The following is a 16,254-nucleotide window of genomic DNA, read 5'->3' on the forward strand; positions in this document are numbered from 1 at the left end:
CCCGGGAATCGGCGAAGGTGGGGGTGCCCCCTCTGGGGGAGGGACCGGGGCACAGCCGCCCGCAGGGCCCCCTTGGTAAAGATCGCGTACCTGTCCGACCCGCCCGGTAGGCTCGTAGACAAGATGACCGACGACATGTCCCCTGCTGAGCGCTATGCCCTGGCGAAGCGACGCGCCGCGGAGCAGGCCACCGCGCTGGCCTCCTTCCGTGAGATGTACGACTTCGAGCTGGATCCGTTCCAGATCGACGCCTGCAAGGCCCTGGAGGCCGGAAAGGGGGTGCTGGTCGCGGCGCCGACCGGCTCCGGCAAGACCATCGTGGGCGAGTTCGCCGTCCACCTGGCCCTCCGCGAGGGCCGCAAGTGCTTCTACACCACCCCCATCAAGGCGCTGTCCAACCAGAAGTACAACGACCTGGTCAAGCGCTACGGCGCGGCCAAGGTCGGGCTGCTGACCGGCGACAACAGCGTCAACTCCGACGCCCCGGTGCTCGTGATGACCACCGAGGTGCTGCGGAACATGCTGTACGCCGGGTCCCAGGCCCTGAACGGGCTGGGCCACGTGGTCATGGACGAGGTGCACTACCTCTCCGACCGCTTCCGCGGCGCCGTCTGGGAAGAGGTGATCATCCACCTGCCCGAGTCGGTGACGCTGGTGTCCCTGTCGGCGACGGTCTCCAACGCCGAGGAGTTCGGCGACTGGCTGGACACCGTGCGCGGCGACACCGAGGTGATCGTCTCGGAGCACCGGCCCGTGCCGCTGTGGCAGCACGTGCTGGCCGGGCGGCGGATGTACGACCTGTTCGAGGAGAAGACGGGTCCGGACGGTACGCCCGTCACCGGGCGCCGGGAGGTCAACCCGGATCTCGTACGGCTGGCCCGGATGGAGAACAGCCGACCGATGGGCGGCCGGGACCGCCGCCGGGGCCGGGAGGCCGATCGCGAGCGGGAGCGGCGGCAGCGCAGCCGGATCTGGACCCCCAGCCGGGTCGAGGTCATCGAACGGCTCGACGCCGAGGGCCTGTTGCCCGCCATCACCTTCATCTTCAGCCGCGCGGGCTGCGAGTCCGCCGTCCAGCAGTGCCTCTACGCCGGGCTGCGGCTCAACGACGACGAGGCCCGGGCCCGGGTGCGGTCGATCGTCGAGGAGCGCACGGCCGCCCTCCCCGACGAGGACCTGCACGTCCTGGGTTACTTCGAGTGGCTGGAGGGTCTGGAGCGGGGCATCGCCGCGCACCACGCCGGGATGCTGCCGACCTTCAAGGAGGTCGTCGAGGAGCTCTTCGTCAAGGGCCTGGTGAAGGCGGTCTTCGCCACCGAGACGCTGGCCCTGGGCATCAACATGCCCGCCCGGTCGGTGGTGTTGGAGAAGCTCGTCAAGTGGAACGGCGAGCAGCACGCGGACATCACCCCGGGCGAGTACACCCAGTTGACCGGCCGGGCCGGGCGGCGGGGCATCGACGTCGAGGGGCACGCGGTCGTGCTCTGGCAGCGGGGCATGGACCCGGGTGCCCTCGCGGGCCTGGCCGGCACCCGGACGTATCCGCTCCGGTCGAGCTTCAAGCCGTCGTACAACATGGCGGTCAACCTGGTCTCCCAGTTCGGCCGGCACCGGTCGCGGGAGCTGCTGGAGACCTCGTTCGCCCAGTTCCAGGCGGACCGTTCGGTCGTCGGCATCTCGCGGCAGGTGCAGAAGAACGAGGAGGGCCTGGCGGGTTACCGCGAGGCGATCACCTGTCACCTCGGCGACTTCGACGAGTACGCGCGGCTGCGCCGGGAGCTGAAGGAGCGGGAGACCGAGCTGGCCAAGCAGGGCGCGGCCCAGCGCCGGGCCGCCGCGGCCGCCGCCCTGGAGAAGCTCAAGCCGGGCGACGTGATCCACGTGCCGACCGGCAAGTTCGCGGGGCTCGCGCTGGTGCTGGACCCCGGGCTGCCCGGCCGTGCCGACCGTTCCCGCGGCTACGACTACGAGGGGCCGCGCCCCCTCGTCCTCACCGCCGAGCGGCAGGTCAAGCGGCTCGCGGCGCTCGACTTCCCGGTGCCCGTGGAGCCGCTGGAGCGGATGCGCATCCCGCGTACGTTCAACCCGCGCAGCCCGCAGTCCCGGCGCGACCTCGCGTCGGCGCTGCGCACCAAGGCCGGCCACATCGTGCCCGAGCGGCACCGCAAGGGCCGGTCGGCGGCGGTCGACGACGCCGAGATCTCCCGGCTGCGGACGGCGATCCGGGCGCACCCCTGCCACGGCTGCGACGAGCGCGAGGACCACGCCCGGTGGGCCGAGCGCTACCACCGGCTGCAGCGGGACACCCGGCAGCTGGAGCGGCGGATCGAGGGCCGGACGAACACCATCGCCCGTACCTTCGACCGGATCTGCGCGCTCCTGACCGACCTCGACTATCTGCGGAACGACGAGGTGACCGAGCACGGCCGGCGTCTCGCCCGGCTCTACGGCGAGCTGGACCTGCTCGCCTCCGAGTGCCTGCGCGAGGGCGTCTGGGACGGGCTGGCCCCGGCCGAGCTGGCGGCCTGCGCGTCCGCGCTGGTCTACGAGGCGCGGATGAGCGACGACGCGGTGGCGCCCAAGCTGCCCTCCGGCGGGGCCAAGGCGGCGCTGGGCGAGATGGTCCGCATCTGGGGGCGGCTGGACGCCCTGGAGGAGGCGCACCGGATCAACCAGGCGGAGGGCGTGGGCCAGCGCGAGCCCGACCTAGGTTTCGCCTGGGCCGCCTACCGCTGGGCCTCCGGGCACGGCCTGGACGAGGTGCTGCGCGAGATCGAGATGCCGGCCGGCGACTTCGTCCGCTGGACCAAGCAGCTGATCGACGTGCTCGGCCAGATCGCGGCCGCCGCGCCGCACGGCAGCCCTGTCGCGCGGAACGCGCGCAAGGCGGTCGACGGTCTGCTGCGCGGGGTGGTGGCGTACTCCTCGGTGGGGTGAGCCGCGCCGGCCGGCGTTCGAGAGCCCGTTCCCGGAGGTCTCCGGGGGCGGGCTCTTTCGCGTGCTCTTGGCCCGTCGAGACGCGATACATCGCGGGGTTGCTCTTCGCGGATATCGCGATATGCTTGTGAACGGATATACGACGACGAGGAGTCGACGTGTCGAGGGCAGTCCGTCGCAAGCTGAGCAACCCCCTGGCGCTGGCCGTCATGGTCACGCTGTTCGAACGGCCGATGCACCCGTATGAGATCGCCAGGGTGCTGCGGCTGCGCGGCAAGGACCAGAGCATCAAGATCAACTACGGTTCGCTCTACACCGTGGTGCGCAACCTGGAGAAGCACGGCTTCGTCGAGGAGGAGGGCACCGACCGCCGGGGCAACCGCCCGGAGCGCACGCTCTACGGGCTCACCCCCGCCGGGCGGCGGGAGGCGCGCGACTGGCTCGCCGACCTGGTGGCCGTCCCGGTGCGGGAGTACCCGCTGTTCGAGACGGCCCTGTCGCTGCTCATGGCGCTGCCGTACGACGAGGCCCGCACCCTGTTCGACGACCGGATAGCCGCCCGCGAGGGCGAGGCCGCCGGGCACCGGAAGGCGCTCCGGGACCTCGACGGCACCCTGCCCCGGCTGCTGCTCGTCGAGACGGAGTTCCGGCTGCACATGCTGGAGGCCGAACTGGACTGGCTCCACGGCTTCCGCGCCGACCTCGACCGGGGCGCGGTCGGCGGCACCGCCGAATGGCGCGAGCTGAGCGAGACCGGCCGGCTGCCGGAGACCCTGCGGAAACTGGAGGAGGCCGCGAACGACGACGCGGACTGAGACATGAGAAAGGGTCCCGGCGGGCGCTGCTGCAACAGCCCCCGCCGGGACCCCGAACCCCGAACGGGCCTGCGGGGCAGGCCGGCTGTCGAGGTGCGGCACACCCAGGATAGCCCGGCACCCCCGTGGACCGGTTCGTCATACACCCGAATCCGGCGGCACCGGATTCGGCGTGCACCGAACCCACCGACACACGGAGGCCGCTCAGCCATGAGCACAGCCATGCCCGTCGGCACCGCCGCGCCCGCCATCGAGGCGCACGGGCTGACCAAGACCTACCCCGGCGGGGTGACCGCCCTGGACGGGCTCGACCTGACCGTCCGGGCCGGCACCGTCTTCGGGCTCCTCGGCCCCAACGGCGCCGGCAAGTCCACCACCGTCAAGATCCTCACCACCCTGGCCCGGCCCGACGCCGGCACCGCGTCCGTCGCCGGCCACGACGTCCTCCGCCGGCCCGAGCGCGTCCGCCGCGCCATCGGCGTCGTCGCCCAGCGCTCCGGAGCCGACCCCACGGCCACCGGCCGCGAGAACCTGCTGCTCCAGGGCCGGCTGTACGGGCTCAGGGGGGCCGCCCTCGCCGCCCGCGCCGACGAGCTGCTGGCCCGCTTCGCCCTCACCGACGCGGCCGGCCGGCCCGCCCGGACGTACTCCGGCGGCATGCTGCGCCGGCTCGACGTCGCGATCGGCCTGGTCCACCGGCCCGAGGTGCTGTTCCTCGACGAGCCGACGACCGGGCTCGACCCCGAGGCGCGGACGGCCATGTGGGACGAGATCGGCCGGCTCGCCGGGGACGAGGGGCTGAGCATCCTGCTCACCACCCACTACCTGGACGAGGCCGACCGGCTCGCCGAGCGGATCGCCATCGTCGACCGCGGACGCGTCGTCACCACGGGCACACCCGACGGGCTCAAGGGCGAACTGCGCGGTGACGCCGTGCACGTGGAGCTGCGCGATCCGGTGGACCCGGCGGCCGGACCGTCCCTCGCGGCGGCGCTCGGCGCGTCCGCCGGCGTCCGGGAGACCGTCCTCGACGGGCGACGGCTGAGCGCCCGGGCGGACGACGGCGCCGCCGCCGTCCCCGCCGTCCTGGCCGCGCTCGCCGGGGCCGGCGTCCCGGTCGCGTCCGTCACCGTCGCCCGGCCCTCGCTCGACGATGTCTACCTGCGGCACGCGGGGCGGCGCTTCGCGGACGCGGACGCGAACGCGGACGCCGTATCGGCGGGGGGTGTGCGATGAGTGTCGCCCTTCGCCACACCTGGTATATGACGCAGCGTCAACTGGTGGCCGCGATAAGGCAGCCCGCCTTTCTGGTCATCACCCTGATCCAGCCGGTGATCTGGCTGTTTCTCTTCGGCGCCCTGTTCCGCCGGGTGGTCGAGCTGCCCGGCTTCGGCGGCAGCTACCTCGACTACCTGGTGCCGGGGGTCGTCGTCATGAGCGCCCTCTCCAGCGCCATGTGGGCGGGGATGAGCACGCTGGACGAGATAGAGCGCGGCACGCTCAACCGGTTCCTCACCACGCCGGTGAGCCGGGGCGCGCTGCTCAACGCCAACGTCGTGCAGCAGGCCGTGAGCACGTCCGTCCAGTCGGTCGTCATCGTGCTGCTCGGGCTGGCCGGGGGCGCGGAGTACCCCGGTGGGGCCGGCGGGCTGGCTCTGCTGGTGCTCGCCTCCGTGTTGCTGGCCGTGGTGACGGGGGCGGTGTCCAACACGATCGGTGTGCTGGCCCGGCAGCGTGAGTCGATCATCGCGCTCAACACGTTTCTGCTGCTGCCGCTGACGTTCGTCTCCTCCGCCTTTATGAAGCCGGGGCTGATGCCCGGGTGGATGCGGCACGCCGTCGACTTCAATCCCGTCGACTGGGCGCTGGTCATGAGCCGGTCCGCTCTGGGGGGTGAGCCGGACTGGGGCCTGGTGCTCGGGCGGGGCGGGTTGCTGCTGGTGGCGGGGGTGGTCGCGGTGTGGGTTTCGGGGCGGACGTTCCGGGCTTATCAGCGGTCCGTGTAGTCCGGGTAGATCCGTGGGGGCCGGTGGGGGCCGGTGGGGGCGCCTGCGGCGGGCTGGTGCCCCGGTCCCTCCCCTTCGCCGATTCCTGGGGCTGCGCCCCAGCCCCCCTTTCGCGGCTTCGCCGCTCGTTCTCGAACTCCCCGGGAAGGGGCGCCCCCAACGGGGCTGGGCGGTGCCCGGGCTACCAGGACTCGTGAGGCCGCTTCCGTGCCCGCCTGCGGCGGCGGCCGACGAGGAAGTACGTGGTCGAGGCCGCCACCAGGGCCGCGGCGGACGCGATGCCGACGATCGTGCCGGTGCCCGGGCCGCCGTCGCCGCCCCCGGCCGTGTGGTCGCCGCCCGCGGAACCGTCCTCGTCGGGGGCGGTCTCGCTGGTCCGGTCGACGATCTCCTTGTACGCGTGGGGGCCGGCGCAGAAGTCGCGGTTGGCCGGGTCCATGGCCTTCGGCACGGTGAACTTCACCGACTCCAGGGGGGAGTCCTCCTCCTCGTCGCCGCCGCCGGCCACGAGGTCCACGGCGTAGGTGCCGGGCTGGACGTCGCAGCGCACCATGCCGGCGAGGTCGGTCCACCAGCCGTCGGCCTTGCCCTCCTTGAAGTTCTCGGACAGGCGCTTGACGGGGGTGACGAAGGCGGGGGAGCGGAGGGTGAGGGCGTCGTGCGCGTCGAGGGTGGCCCGGTCGGTGGTGATGGTGAACACGGCCTCGCCGCCGCGCTGCGGCTCGCGGCCGCCTGGGCGGAGGCGCAGCGTGGACGCGCCGGCCGGGCCGGTGGACGCGGTGGGGCGGGGCGAGCCGGCGTCGCAGGCGCCGGTGTGCCCGCCGGTCACCGTCAGCCGCGTGGCCGCCGCGGGCTTCCCCGCGCCGTTCAGCAGCACCCGGACCGGGTGCTCGCCGGGCCGGGCGTCGCAGCGGACGCGGCCGTGGACCGGCATGGTGGTGTCGTCGGCCTTGTTGTGGCCGAAGTCCTTCTTGGGGACAGTGATCTTCGAGTCGAAGGCGGGTGACTCCACCGCTATGGAGTCGACTCCCTCGGGCGCGGGGCCCTCCAGGGTCACGACGAATTCGGCGTCGCCGCCGCGTGGGGTCGGGGCCGCGGTGGTGACCTCCGTGTGCGGGGCGGCTGGTGCCGGCGTGGCGGGGGCGGCGAGGGCCGGGGCGGCCGCCGCCAGGGCGAGGGCTGCCGCGGCCGTGCTCGCCAGGGGTATCCGTGCGGGGCGCATGGCGCTGAGCCTATCCCCGCGGGGCGGGGTGGCTCCCGGGGCGGGGGCGGGTGGCTACGGGCCGTGGGTTTTGTGGGGTGCCCCGGTCCCTCCCCCAGAGGGGGCACCCCCATTCACCGTTTCTTGCGGGGGTGAGCCCCCGCACCCCCCCCAGCGCGCCTGCGGCGCGTGTCCTCAAACGCCGGACGGGCTGGAGGGGTGGCGCTGGGGCAGAAGGGTGGGGGGAAGCGTTCGTGCGCTGTGCTCAGACGCCGGACGGGCTGGTCGCCTTCTCCTGTTCCGCCTCCACCTGCTGGTTCCACTCGCGCTTGGACGCCTGCCAGCCGTCCTCGTCGTGGCCCCGGCGCCAGTAGCCGGAGATCGAGAGGCGTTCGCGGGGGATCTCGCGTTCCAGGCGGAGGTGGCGGCGGAGTTCCTTGACGAAGCCGGCCTCGCCGTGGACGAAGGCGTGGACGTCGCCGGGCGGGAAGTCGAGGGAGCGGACGGCGGTCACGAGGGCCTCGCCGACGGGGGCGGTGCCGCGGTGCAGCCAGGTCACCTCGATGCCGGGGGCGAGGTCGAGCTTCTGCTCCTCGTCCTCGTGGGCGATCTCGACGAACGCCCGGACGGTGGCGTCGGGGTGGGTCGCCGACAGCCGTTCCAGGGCGGCGGCGATGGCGGGGAGGGCGCTCTCGTCGCCCGCGAGGAGGTGCCAGTCGGCCTCCGGGTCGGGCGCGTAGGCGCCGCCCGGGCCCATGAACAGCACCTCGGTGCCCGGCTCGACGCGGGCCGCCCAGGGGCCGGCCAGGCCCTCGTCGCCGTGGACCACGAAGTCGACGGCGAGTTCGCGGGCGAGGCGGTCGAAGGAGCGCACGGTGTACGTCCGGGTGCGCGGCCACTGGTCGCGCGGCAGGTCCCGGCGGATGACCTCCATGTCGAAGGGCTCCGGGTAAGCGACGTCCTCGTGGGGGAAGAGGATCTTGATGTAGTGGTCCGTGAACTCCCCGGCCGGGAGCGCGTCCAGGGCCTCGCCGCCCAGGACCACCCGTGTCATGTGCGGTGTCAGGCGCTCGGTGCGCAGCACGTGCGCCCGGTGGACCGGACGTTTCCTGGGGGCGGGGCGGTCTGCCATTGGACGGTCTCCCTGAGCACGCGCGGGTTACGAGATCTTAGTTAGGAATGCCTAACCTAACACTACTCCTCCCCGGGAAGGGCGGACAGCAGCCGCTGCAAGGATCCGCCCAGCCCCCATCGCTCGGCCAGCACCCCCAGGGCGCGCGCGTCGCGCGGGCCGGCCGGCAGGGCCGCGTCGAACGGCGGCAGCGCCACGTCGGACGCCACCCGCACCACCTTCGGCGCCACCGCCAGATACGGCCGTGCCTCGTCCAGCCGCCGGCGCTGCGCCGGGGTCAGCCTGGACGCCGGGTCGGCCACGGCCGCCAGGATGCCCGCCAGGTCGCCGTACGTGGCCAGCAGCTTCGCCGCCGTCTTCTCGCCGACCCCCGGCACCCCGGGCAGTCCGTCGCTGGGGTCGCCGCGCAGCAGCGCCAGGTCGGCGTAGCCGGGGCCGTCCACCCCGTACTTCTCCCGCAGTACCGCCTCGTCCACCATCTGGAGCGTGCCGACGCCCTTCACCGGGTACAGCACGCGCACCCCGCGGGCGTCGTCGACCAGCTGGTAGAGGTCCCGGTCGCCGGTGACGACGTCCACCGGGCCGGCGGCCCGCGCGGTGAGTGTGCCGATCACGTCGTCGGCCTCGTACCCCGGCGCGCCGACGCGGGCGATGCCCACCGCGTCCAGCACCTGCTCGATCACCGGCACCTGGGGGGAGAGGGTGTCCGGGACCTCCTCCTCGTCCGTGCCCTCCGCCACTTCCTCCGCCACCCGGTGCGCCTTGTAGGAGGAGATCAGGTCCACGCGCCACTGCGGGCGCCAGTCCTCGTCCATGCAGGCCACCAGGTCGTCCGGGTGGTGGTCCTGGACGAGGCGGGCGATGAAGTCCAGCAGGCCGCGCACCGCGTTCACGGGTGTGCCGTCGGGGGCCCGCACCGACTCCGGCACGCCGAAGTACGCGCGGAAGTAGAGCGAGGCGGTGTCGAGGAGCATCAGGCGTCGCGTCACACCCCGATCATGCCGTACGTCACCGACACACCCCCGGCCTCCGATGAAGTGGATGTGAAGCGGATGTGAAGTGGATCACTCTTCCGTTTGCTCCCGGGAAACCGGGGCAGGCGCGGCCGCGGAGCGGACCCGTCTGTGCCGGAACGGCGCACGGGACGCGGGCCCGATGCCCGTCCCGCTCCACGGCCGCCCGCCGGGGGGAGGCGGGCGTCACCAGGTTCGACCCGTGAGGTGTATGTGTCCAGGCTGAAGGCCGAGCACTTGTACAAGGTGTTCGGCAAACGACCCGAAGCCGCCGTCAAGCGGCTCGAAGGCGGCGCGAGCCGCGACGAGCTGCGTGCGGACGGCACCACGGCAGCCGTGATCGACGCCTCGTTCGAGGTCGAGGCCGGCGAGATCTTCGTCGTGATGGGTCTCTCGGGCTCCGGCAAGTCCACCCTGCTCCGGATGCTCAACGGCCTCCTGGACCCCACCTCCGGCCGGGTCTCCTACGACGGGCGCGACCTGACCGCCCTCACCCCCGCCGAGCTGCGCGAGGTCCGCTCGCGCAACATCAGCATGGTCTTCCAGCACTTCGCCCTCTTCCCGCACCGCAGCGTGCTGGAGAACGCGGGCTACGGCCTGGAGGTGCGCGGCGTCCCGCGCGCCGAGCGCGAGCGGCGGGCCGCCGAGGCCCTGGAGCTCGCCGGCCTGGCCGGCTGGGAGCGCTCCTGGCCCGACGAGCTCTCCGGCGGCATGCAGCAGCGCGTGGGCCTCGCCCGCGCCCTCGCCACCGACGCCGACCTGCTGCTGATGGACGAGTCCTTCAGCGCCCTCGACCCCCTGATCCGCCGCGACATGCAGGACCAGCTGCTGGACCTGCAGAAGCGGCTGAAGAAGACGATCGTGTTCATCACCCACGACCTCAACGAGGCCATGCGCCTCGGCGACCGCGTCGCCGTCATGCGCGACGGCCGCATCGTCCAGAACGGCACCGCCGAGGACATCCTCGTCCGGCCCGCCAACGACTACGTCGCCTCCTTCATCCAGGACGTCGACCGCTCGCGGGTGCTCACCGCCGGTTCCATCGCGGAGCAGGGCGACGCCGCGGACGCCGTCGCCACCGTGGCCGCCGACACACCGCTGGCCGATCTGTTCGCCCCGCTCGCCCTCGGCACCGGACCGGTCGCCGTCACCGGCGCCGACGGCGCCCCGGCGGGAGTGGTCACCCGGGACCGGCTGCTGGCCGTGCTCGGCGAGCAGCCGGCGGGGGTGACCGCCGGTGCCTAGGATCAAGCTCGGCTCCTGGGCGCAGTCCGCCGTGGACTGGCTCCAGAACCACCTCTCCTGGCTCTTCGACGCCATCAGCACCGTCCTGACCGGCCTCTACGACGGTGTGCACGCGGTGCTCGACGCGCCCGACGCGCTGCTGATGGCCGGCATCCTGGCCGTCGTCGCCTGGTGGCTGCGCGGGCTGCTCGCCGGCGTGTTCGCCTTCGCGGGCCTCGCCCTGATCGACTCCTTCGAACTGTGGGACGAGGCCACCGCCACCCTGTCGCTCGTCCTCGTCGCCAGCTTCATCACCCTGCTGCTCGCGGTGCCGCTGGGCATCTGGGCCGCGCGCGACCAGCGCGTCAGCCGGGCGCTGCGGCCGGTGCTGGACCTGATGCAGACCATGCCGGCGTTCGTCTACCTGATCCCCGGCGTCATGTTCTTCTCGATCGGCCCGATCCCCGGCCTGTTCGCGACGATCATCTTCTCGATGCCGCCCGGCGTCCGGATGACCGAGCTGGGGATCCGCCAGGTGGACGGCGAACTCGTCGAGGCGGCCCGGGCGTTCGGCACCACCCCGCGCCACACCCTCACCCGCGTCCAGCTCCCGCTGGCGCTGCCCACCATCATGGCGGGCGTCAACCAGGTCATCATGCTCGCGCTGTCCATGGTCGTCATCGCGGGCATGGCCGGCGCGGGCGGCCTCGGCGAGACCGTCTACGCGGCCGTCACCCAGGTCGACATCGGCGGCGGCGTGGAGAGCGGCCTCGCGGTCGTCGTCCTCGCCATGTACCTGGACCGGATGACCGGCGCGCTCGGCAAGCGGGTCTCCCCGCTCGGCCGCCGGGCGTCCGCGAAGGCGGCCGCGTCCGCACGGCCCTCCGCCGTGCTCAACTACCGGCCCGGCACCGCCGTCGCCACCGTCGGCGTCGTCGTCCTCGCGCTCGTCGCGGGCGGCATGCACCTGGCCGGCGGCGGGGACCGGGAGAGCGTGGCCGCCGGATCCGACATCGGCCGCGGCCAGAAGGTGAAGATCGGCTACTTCCCGTGGGACGAAGCCGTCGCCACCACCTACCTCTGGCAGAACGTCCTGGAGGCCCGCGGCTACAAGCCCGAGGTCAAGCAGCTCGACCCCGGCCCGCTGTACACCGCGCTGGCCCAGGGCCAGATGGACGTCCAGTTCGACTCCTGGCTGCCCACCACGCACCAGCAGTACATGGACCGGTACGGCGACAAGCTCAGCGACCTGGGTACGTGGTACGGGCCCACCTCCCTGGAACTGACCGTCCCGTCCTACGTCAAGGACGTGAACTCGCTGGAGGACCTCAAGGGCAAGGCCGGGAAGTTCGGCGGGAAGATCGTCGGCATCGAGGCCAGCGCCGGCATGATGGGCAAGCTCAACGGCAACGTCCTTAAGGACTACGGCCTGGACGGCGAGTACAAGGTCGTCTCCTCCTCCACCTCCACGATGCTCGCCGAGCTCGACCGGGCCATCAAGAACAAGGAGCCCGTCGTCACCACCCTGTGGTCGCCGCACTGGGCGTACGGCACCTACGACCTCAAGAAGCTCAAGGACCCCAAGGGGGCCTGGGGCAAGGGCGAGAAGCTGCACGTCGTGGGCAAGAAGGACTTCGCCGCCGATTTCCCGCGGATCGCGGAGTGGGTGAAGGGGTTCTCGATGACCGAGAAGGATCTCGCTTCTCTGGAGGCCGAGATTCAGAAGGGTGGCAAGGGGAAGGAGAAGGCGTCTGCCGGGCGCTGGCTGGATGCTCATCCGGGGTTGCTGGATCGGTTGGCGCCGGTGCAGACGGGCTGAGGTAGGGCCTGCGGCGGGCTGTGCCCCGGTCCCGCCCCTTCACCGTTTCTTGCGGGGGCGAGCCCCCGCACCCCGAAGCGCGCTGCGCGCGCTGTCCTCAAACGCCGGACGGGCTGAATGATCAGCCCGTCCGGCGTTTGAGGACGAGCGGCGGAGCCGCGAAAAGGGGGTCTGGGGGCTTGCCCCCAGGAATCGGCGAAGGGGCGGGACCGGGGCACCCTCCCCCCGGCGTACGGTGGGACGATGACCGTACGCCGCGTCGTCTCCCTCGTCCCGTCCCTCACCGAGGCCGTCGCCGCCACCGCGCCCGAGCTGCTCGTCGGGGCCACGGACTGGTGCGAGCACCCGGCCGGGCTCGACGTCGTCCGGGTCGGGGGCACCAAGAACCCGGACGTCGTGCGGATCGCCGCGCTGGGCCCCGATCTGGTCGTCGCCAATGAAGAGGAGAACCGCGCCCCCGACCTCGCCGCCCTGCGCGCGGCCGGGCTCGAGGTGCTGGTGACCGAAGTGCGCACGCTGGAGCAGGCGTTCGGGGAGCTGGAACGGGTCCTCGTCGACGGCTGCGGGCTGGCCGCGCCGGGGTGGCTGGCGGACGCGCGGGACACGTGGCGGGATGTGGGGGCAACCCCCGTGCTGGAGGCGGTGGTTCCGGTGTGGCGCCGGCCGTGGATGGTGCTCGGGCGGGACACCTTCGCCGGTGACGTCCTCGCCCGGCTCGGTGTCCGCCATGTGTACGCCGGCCACGCCGAGCGCTATCCGCGCGTCCCGCTGGAGGAGCTGCGGGCGAGCGGGGCGGACCTGGTCGTGCTGCCCGACGAGCCGTACCGCTTCACGCGCGACGACGGGCCCGAGGCGTTCCCCGGGCTCCCCGCCGCGCTGGTCAGCGGCCGCCATCTCACCTGGTACGGGCCGTCGTTGACGCGGGCGCCCGAGGTGCTGGGACGGGCGCTGCGAACAGCCGTCCGCTGACCAGCCCGCCCGCGGTCCGTACGGCCGCGACCGCCCAGGCCGCCACCAGCACCGCGTACAGGCCGGCCGCGAGCCAGGTGAGGGCGTGCAGCCCGGTGTGGCGTGCCAGCCCCGCGGCGCCCGTGACGCAGGTGCCGACCGGGAAGGTGAACGCCCACCAGGTCATCGCGAAGCCCATGCCGGAGCGGGCCGCCCGGACCACCATGGCCGTGGCGAAGGCCAGCCACAGCAGGGCGAAGCCCGTCACCGGCACGCCGTACAGCACCGCGAAGGCCGACGCCGCCTCCTGGGCCGCCGGGTACGGGCCGCCGACCGCGCCCGGGGCCGCGTCGGCGAGGTTGTTCACCGCCGTGGTGGACTGCCCCAGCGGGCCCAGGACGAGGAACAGCGTCGGGGTGAGGGCGAGCGGCAGCGGGCCCTGGTGGACCAGCCGGGAGAACAGCAGCGGCAGGATCACCAGCGTCATCAGCAGGCTCAGCCCGAACAGGGCGTAGCAGCCGAGCAGCATGGCCTCCCGCGGCTGCCCGGCCGGAAGGTGCGCGACGAGCGCCGGGCCGAGCGCCGCCGACACCATGGGCGCCACGACCGGCAGCAGCCACACGGGCGAGGCCGTGCCGGGCTCGACGCGGTGCCGGGTCACCATCAGGAACGGGATGCCGGCGGCGGCCGCCAGGCCGGTGACCGTGCCCGCCGACCACAGCACCGCGTCCACCGCCACCGCCGCCGGTGCGCCGATCACGCCCGCCCCCACGGAGAGCGTCGCGCCGCCGACCGCCAGCAGGGCCATCGCCAGACAGCCGTAGAACGGCGCCACCGCCGGGTCGGCGAGGTGCCGGACCGCCTGGTCCCGGTGGCGCGCCCAGTGTGCGGCCCGGGCGGCGAGGAGGACGGCGAGCGCGGCGGTCGCCAGGACCCAGACGGCCTCCAGGAGCGGACGCGGCAGGGCCCGCCCGGGGAGCGCCGCGCCGGCGCTCGCCACGATGGCGGTGCCCATGACCGTGGCGTACCAGTTCGGGCCGAGGTGTCGCAGCCGGCGGACGCCGGGGGAGGGGGCGGGGAGGCGAGGGGCCGCCGGGGTGGGGGCTGGGGTGAGGGAACCGACCGTGCTCATGCCTCCACGGTCGGCCTTCCGGCCCTCCCTCACCAGGGACCACATCCCTATGACCACATAACCTGGACTTATGACTCACCCGTCGGACTCGTTCGGCCCGCCCCGGCCGATCGCGGAGCGCGTCCCCGACCTGGCCGCCCTGGAGCTGCTGCTCGCCGTGGCCCGGCTGGGCAGCCTCGGCCGCGCGGCCCGCGAGCTGGGCATCACCCAGCCCGCCGCGAGCGGCCGCCTCCGCGGCATGGAGCGGATGCTGGGCGTCGCCCTGGTGGAGCGCTCGCCGCGCGGCTCCCGGCTCACCCCGGCGGGCGTCCTGGTGACGGACTGGGCGCGCCGGATCGTCGAGGCGGCCGAGGCCCTCGACGCCGGGGCGCAGGCGCTGCGCACCCGCCGCGACTCGCGGCTGCGGGTCGCGGCGAGTATGACCATCGCCGAGTACCTGCTGCCCGGCTGGCTGATCACGCTGCGCACGGAGCGGCCGGGGACGGCCGTCTCGCTGTTCGCCGGCAACTCGGCGGCCGTGGCGGCCCGTCTGCTCGCGGGCCGGGCGGACCTCGGCTTCGTCGAGGGCCTGGAGCTGCCGCCCGGCCTCGACGGCGCCGTCATCGGCCACGACCGGCTCGTGCTGGTCACCGCGCCCACCCACCCCTGGGCCCGCCGCCGGACGCCCCTCGGCCGCGCCGAGCTCGCCGCCACCCCGCTGATCCTGCGCGAGAGCGGCTCCGGCACCCGGCAGGTCCTCGACGCGGCCCTCGCCGCCGAGGACGGCCCGGCCCCGCCGCTGCTGGAACTCGCCTCCACCACGGCCGTCAAGGCGGCGGTCGTGAGCGGCGCCGGCCCGTCCGTCCTCAGCGAACTGGCCGTCGTCGACGAGCTGGCCAGTCGACGTCTCGTCGAGGTTCCCGTCACCGGACTCGGCTTGCGGCGCGACCTCCGCGCGGTCTGGCCGCTGGGGCAGCGGCCGGTGGGGCCGGCGTGGGACCTGCTGGGGCTGACGCGGGGGTAGGCGGCGTCCCCGGTGGGCCCGGGTGAGGGCCTGGGTGAGGGCCCGGGTGAGGGCCTGGGTGAGGGCCTGGGTGAGGCCGCCCGTCCTTGTCCGGAAGGCGGCGGGCGCTACGGGGCCCGGTGGCGGCCGGACGCGCGCCCGGCGGCGCCCGGTGGCGGCTCCGCGGCCGCCGCGACCAGCCCGCGGACCAGGCGCAGGTCGTCGCGGACCTCCGGGTGCCACTGCACGCCGACGGCGAAACGGCCCTCGGGGGACGGGAGTTCCAGGGCCTCGATGGTGCCGTCCTCCGCGTGGGCCGAGGCGACGAGGCCGTGGCCGAGCCGGGCGACGCCCTGGTGGTGGTGGGTGGCGACGTCGAACGGGACGGGCATCAGACGGGCCGTCAGGGTGCCGGGGACCGTCTCCACGAGGTGGTCGGAGAAGGTGCCGACGCGAGGGTTGTGGCCCTTGTGGCCCACGGTCTCCGGGAGGTGCTGATTGAGGGTGCCCCCGGCGTGGACGTTCATCAGCTGCATGCCCCGGCAGATGCCCAGCACCGGGGTGCCGCTCCGCAACGCCGCGTCCAGCAGGGCCAGTTCCCACAGGTCGCGCTCCGGGACCGGGCGGCCGGTGCGCGGGTGCGGCTCCTCGCCGTAGAGGGCGGGGTCCACGTCCTCGCCGCCCGCGAGGACCAGGCCGTCGAGGCGTGCGACGAGCGCGGGGGCGACGTCCGGGGCGTCGGGCGGCAGCATGACGGCCAGGCCGCCCGCCCGCCGGACGTACTCCGGGTACGTGCTCGGCAGCAGCGCCGCGTGCTGGTCCCAGGCGACGCCCCAGCGGGCGCGGGTGGAGTAGGTGGTGACCCCGATCAGCGGCTGGTGCGTCCGGGGGGTCGGGGAGGCCGGGGGGCCGGTCCGGCTCTGCTGGCGTGTCACGTACCCTCGCGTCCTTTCCGGTGGGGTGGGGACCGGCCGGGGGCCCGGTCGTGCGTCGTCTCGTACCTCGTCCCGCCGGGCGGCGTGCCCGTCGGAGGGGAGCCGGTAAA

The 16,254-nt window shown here is 73.7% G+C and carries 13 protein-coding genes; 8 read left to right on the forward strand and 5 right to left on the reverse strand.

Features of this window, described 5'->3' with window-relative positions; all coding sequences use genetic code 11:
* Nucleotides 1-123: 123 nt before the first annotated feature.
* The 4 genes from K7I03_RS26910 (at nucleotide 124) to K7I03_RS26925 (ending at nucleotide 5,758) form a co-directional block, all read left to right on the forward strand.
* Nucleotides 124-2,937, forward strand: coding sequence for a DEAD/DEAH box helicase (locus K7I03_RS26910; protein ID WP_185944696.1), 2,814 nt, complete (start codon nucleotides 124-126; stop codon nucleotides 2,935-2,937).
* Between the two features lie 209 nt (nucleotides 2,938-3,146).
* Complete coding sequence (locus tag K7I03_RS26915; protein ID WP_185944720.1) at nucleotides 3,147-3,752, forward strand: PadR family transcriptional regulator; 606 nt, start codon at nucleotides 3,147-3,149, stop codon at nucleotides 3,750-3,752.
* A gap of 210 nt (nucleotides 3,753-3,962) precedes the next feature.
* A complete protein-coding gene (locus K7I03_RS26920; protein ID WP_224347232.1) occupies nucleotides 3,963-4,988 on the forward strand; it encodes an ABC transporter ATP-binding protein in 1,026 nt (341 codons plus the stop codon).
* Complete coding sequence (locus tag K7I03_RS26925) at nucleotides 4,985-5,758, forward strand: ABC transporter permease (protein WP_185944697.1); 774 nt, start codon at nucleotides 4,985-4,987, stop codon at nucleotides 5,756-5,758. The genes K7I03_RS26920 and K7I03_RS26925 overlap by 4 nt, the downstream gene beginning before the upstream one ends.
* Before the next feature lie 181 nt (nucleotides 5,759-5,939).
* On the opposite strand, the gene K7I03_RS26930 is transcribed toward K7I03_RS26925, so the two are convergent.
* The 3 genes from K7I03_RS26930 to K7I03_RS26940 form a co-directional block, all read right to left on the reverse strand.
* On the reverse strand, nucleotides 5,940-6,980 hold the full coding sequence (locus K7I03_RS26930) for a hypothetical protein (RefSeq protein ID WP_185944698.1): 1,041 nt from the start codon (nucleotides 6,978-6,980) through the stop codon (nucleotides 5,940-5,942).
* A gap of 244 nt (nucleotides 6,981-7,224) precedes the next feature.
* Nucleotides 7,225-8,091 carry a siderophore-interacting protein gene (locus K7I03_RS26935; protein WP_185944699.1) on the reverse strand — a complete coding sequence of 289 codons (867 nt, stop codon included), beginning with the start codon at nucleotides 8,089-8,091 and terminating at the stop codon, nucleotides 7,225-7,227.
* 62 nt (nucleotides 8,092-8,153) lie between these two features.
* Nucleotides 8,154-9,065 carry a 5'-3' exonuclease gene (locus K7I03_RS26940; protein WP_185944722.1) on the reverse strand — a complete coding sequence of 304 codons (912 nt, stop codon included), beginning with the start codon at nucleotides 9,063-9,065 and terminating at the stop codon, nucleotides 8,154-8,156.
* A gap of 252 nt (nucleotides 9,066-9,317) precedes the next feature.
* Between K7I03_RS26940 and K7I03_RS26945 the strand changes: the two genes are divergently transcribed.
* The 3 genes from K7I03_RS26945 (at nucleotide 9,318) to K7I03_RS26955 (ending at nucleotide 13,116) form a co-directional block, all read left to right on the forward strand.
* A complete protein-coding gene (locus K7I03_RS26945; protein ID WP_185944700.1) occupies nucleotides 9,318-10,349 on the forward strand; it encodes a quaternary amine ABC transporter ATP-binding protein in 1,032 nt (343 codons plus the stop codon).
* Nucleotides 10,342-12,147, forward strand: coding sequence for an ABC transporter permease/substrate binding protein (locus K7I03_RS26950; protein WP_185944701.1), 1,806 nt, complete (start codon nucleotides 10,342-10,344; stop codon nucleotides 12,145-12,147). Before K7I03_RS26945 ends, K7I03_RS26950 begins: the two co-directional genes overlap by 8 nt.
* A gap of 243 nt (nucleotides 12,148-12,390) precedes the next feature.
* Nucleotides 12,391-13,116 (forward strand): helical backbone metal receptor, encoded by a 726-nt coding sequence (locus K7I03_RS26955; RefSeq protein WP_185945713.1) that lies wholly within the window; start codon nucleotides 12,391-12,393, stop codon nucleotides 13,114-13,116.
* On the opposite strand, the gene K7I03_RS26960 is transcribed toward K7I03_RS26955, so the two are convergent.
* Complete coding sequence (locus K7I03_RS26960; protein ID WP_185945712.1) at nucleotides 13,043-14,227, reverse strand: TDT family transporter; 1,185 nt, start codon at nucleotides 14,225-14,227, stop codon at nucleotides 13,043-13,045. The genes K7I03_RS26955 and K7I03_RS26960 overlap by 74 nt on opposite strands.
* A 70-nt stretch (nucleotides 14,228-14,297) precedes the next feature.
* On the opposite strand from K7I03_RS26960, the gene K7I03_RS26965 reads away from it, so the two are divergent.
* Nucleotides 14,298-15,230: a LysR family transcriptional regulator gene (locus tag K7I03_RS26965; RefSeq protein WP_185945711.1), complete on the forward strand. Its 933-nt coding sequence runs from the start codon at nucleotides 14,298-14,300 to the stop codon at nucleotides 15,228-15,230.
* Nucleotides 15,231-15,337: 107 nt separating this feature from the next.
* Here K7I03_RS26965 and K7I03_RS26970 read toward each other — a convergent pair whose 3' ends face one another.
* Nucleotides 15,338-16,144 (reverse strand): gamma-glutamyl-gamma-aminobutyrate hydrolase family protein, encoded by an 807-nt coding sequence (locus K7I03_RS26970; RefSeq protein WP_185945710.1) that lies wholly within the window; start codon nucleotides 16,142-16,144, stop codon nucleotides 15,338-15,340.
* Between the last annotated feature and the right edge of the window lie 110 nt (nucleotides 16,145-16,254).

It is taken from the genome of Streptomyces mobaraensis (assembly GCF_020099395.1).
GTDB lineage: Bacteria > Actinomycetota > Actinomycetes > Streptomycetales > Streptomycetaceae > Streptomyces.